The organism is Streptomyces sp. NPDC052701, from assembly GCF_040678355.1.
Lineage (GTDB): Bacteria > Actinomycetota > Actinomycetes > Streptomycetales > Streptomycetaceae > Streptomyces.
In genome coordinates, this window is the sequence record NZ_JBFATO010000077.1 from 1 (window position 1) to 2,427 (window position 2,427).

Annotated in this window: 2 protein-coding genes and 2 pseudogenes; 3 read left to right on the forward strand and 1 reads right to left on the reverse strand. The window is 70.9% G+C overall.

Annotated features, from left to right (window positions below):
- The first annotated feature begins 398 nt into the window (after window positions 1–398).
- The 3 genes and pseudogenes from AB0L29_RS35420 (at window position 399) to AB0L29_RS35430 (ending at window position 2,255) form a co-directional block, all read left to right on the forward strand.
- A complete protein-coding gene (locus tag AB0L29_RS35420; RefSeq protein ID WP_365833464.1) occupies window positions 399–731 on the forward strand; it encodes a hypothetical protein in 333 nt (110 codons plus the stop codon).
- A gap of 55 nt (window positions 732–786) precedes the next feature.
- A complete protein-coding gene (locus tag AB0L29_RS35425) occupies window positions 787–1,518 on the forward strand; it encodes an FAD-dependent monooxygenase (RefSeq protein ID WP_365833466.1) in 732 nt (243 codons plus the stop codon).
- 19 nt (window positions 1,519–1,537) lie between these two features.
- A pseudogene (locus AB0L29_RS35430) lies at window positions 1,538–2,255 on the forward strand (IS6 family transposase).
- Here AB0L29_RS35430 and AB0L29_RS35435 read toward each other — a convergent pair.
- A pseudogene (locus AB0L29_RS35435) lies at window positions 2,177–2,427 on the reverse strand (hypothetical protein); the annotation flags it as partial. The pseudogenes AB0L29_RS35430 and AB0L29_RS35435 overlap by 79 nt on opposite strands.

The following is a 2,427-nucleotide window of genomic DNA, read 5'->3' on the forward strand; positions in this document are numbered from 1 at the left end:
CATGATCGCTCTCCTTTCCGCCCCCGCTTCCATCGCACCACGGACGTGCGCCGCGGGCGAAACGACAGATCCGGCGACACCCCAAGGATCCAGCGGCCGCGTTCCCCGACCACCGGACGGCCGTCCTCCCGCCCGATCGACGACCCCACCGGGCCCCGCTCCACCGGGGCCCGCCAGGAGCCGGGAAACGCCGGCTGTGCCCGCTCCACCGCCTCGCCCCGCCCTGGTCGTCACCGCCGTCGGCAAGTTCGCCCGGCGGACTACTGGAGCCCGCCATGGCTGCCCGACCATGTGCGTGATGTCGTCATGGCGGCCGGCGTCGAAGGCCGGTGCCGGTGAGGCAGCCGCCGAGGACGTCATGGCGGTACTGGAACCGGCGGAGGCCGCGCCGGACGGCAGTGATCACGTCATCGGGGCTGCGCCGGACTCCGATCCGCCTCCTGGTGCTGGCCAACGACGCCCTGAACTGGTCGTACTCGATCCGCGACGGGAACGTCGTCCGACTGGTCCACCCCGAGGCGCCCATGGCGCCCGTCCACGAAGGCGATGTCGCCGCGGTCGCCGTCGCCGCGCCCGGCGGGGCCGAAGAGGAGGCCGTGAGCGCCAGCCTGACCGGCCCCGAGCTGCTGCCCCAGCGCCGTCAGGTGGAACTGATCGACGAGGTGACCGGCAAGGAGATCCGTGTCCAGGAGCTCACCGACGAAGCGGTTTCCTGGGGATGTCGAGTTTGACCGGCCTCCGCCGCATCCCCACTTCTGGCAGCCCGGCAAGGGCACGCTCAACGCTTTGCCGCTGCCCGACGGTGCCTTCCGCGTCCTCGGTGTCGAGGCCGCCAGTACCGGTCTCGATCCGCGGACGGTGCGGCTGCGGCGCGAGGAGCCGCTCGACACCGAGGCGCCGCGGACAAGCATGGTCCGGATCACCGGCGACGACTGGGGACCGCGCACGATGCGTCGGGGGTCCCGGAACACCGACACCACTCGCCACGCCGAGCACAATCGGGTGGGACGGGTGTTCCTCGTCGGAGATGCCGCGCACATCCACCTGCCTGCCGGCGGCCAAGGACTCAACGCCGGCGCCCAGGACGCGGCCAACCCCGTCTGGAAGTTCGCCACCGAGGTCCAGGGCCGGGCGTCGAAGCATCCACGCACCGGACCGCACAGCTACGAGGCCGAACGGTTGCCCGTCGCCCGTCGCCCGTCGCCCGTCGCCCGTCGGCTGGCGGCCAACACCCTCGCCCAGGACGCCGCATCGATGAACTTCACCGCTGCCAACGCCGCTCTGCGCGACCTCCTCGGTGAGCTCATCGACCAGCGGGGCGACACTGTGGCGACGCTGGTCGGCTGCCTCTCGGGCCTGGAGGTCCACTACCCCGCCCCGGCGGGGGCGGCCCACCCGCTGGAGGGCCATCGCACGCCCGACTTGATGACCGAACGCGGACGGCTGCATTCCCTGCTGGCACCCAGGCACCTCCTGGTCGGGCTGGACGGGCGGGCCGTCGACACGACGCCCACTTGATCCTGCTGGAGGGGTGCCCGTGGAGAGCAGGTTGCCGTCGTACAAGGGGCACCGCTGCCCGGCCGAGGTCATCTCCCACTGTGTGGCTGTACCACCGCTTCCCGCTCAGCTTCCGCGAGGTCGAGGAGCTGATGATCGAGCGTGGTGTCGTCGTCTCCTGCGAGACGGTCCGCCGCTGGTGTGTGAGGTTCGGCCCGGCCTACGCCCGCGAGCTGCGTCGCCGCCGGTCCCGGGCGGGGGACATGCGGCATCTGGACGAGGTCTTCATCAAGGTCAACCGTGAGCACGAGTATCTGTGGCGGGCCGTCGACCAGGACGGGATGGCGCTCGGCATCCTCGTACGGAACCGGCGGGACACCGCCGCGGCCAGGTGATTCTTCCGCCGCCTACCGAAGAACACGGGCGCGGTGCCGTGGGTGTCGTCACCGACGGGCTCCGCTCCTACGGCGCGGCCCACCGCGAGGTCATGCCTTCCGTCGAGCACCGGCAGTCGAAGTGTCTGAACAACAGGACGCAGAACAGCCACCAGCCGAGCCGGCAGCGTGAACGGGCGATGAAGGGCTCTCGCGGCGTTGGCGCAGCCCAGCGGTTCCTGTCCGGGGTCAGCGGGATCTCACTCCACTTCCGACCCCGCCCGTCACCTGATGGCGGCCTCCGGCTACCGAGCCGGGATGACCATCCGCTTCGCCATCTGGGACCGGATCACCCGCGCCGCCGGTCGGCCCGTCACAGTCTGAACACACATCCGGACTGCGTACCCACCGCGCCCCGACACACCATCAGACAGCCACTCGCCCAACAACGCGACAACGCCTGAGGTCGGTTTGGGAGTGTCGCTGAGGACGCTGATGGCCTGCAGCGACAGAGGCATCACGGTGACCTGCCGTCCGCGCGGCAGGCGTGCGACTT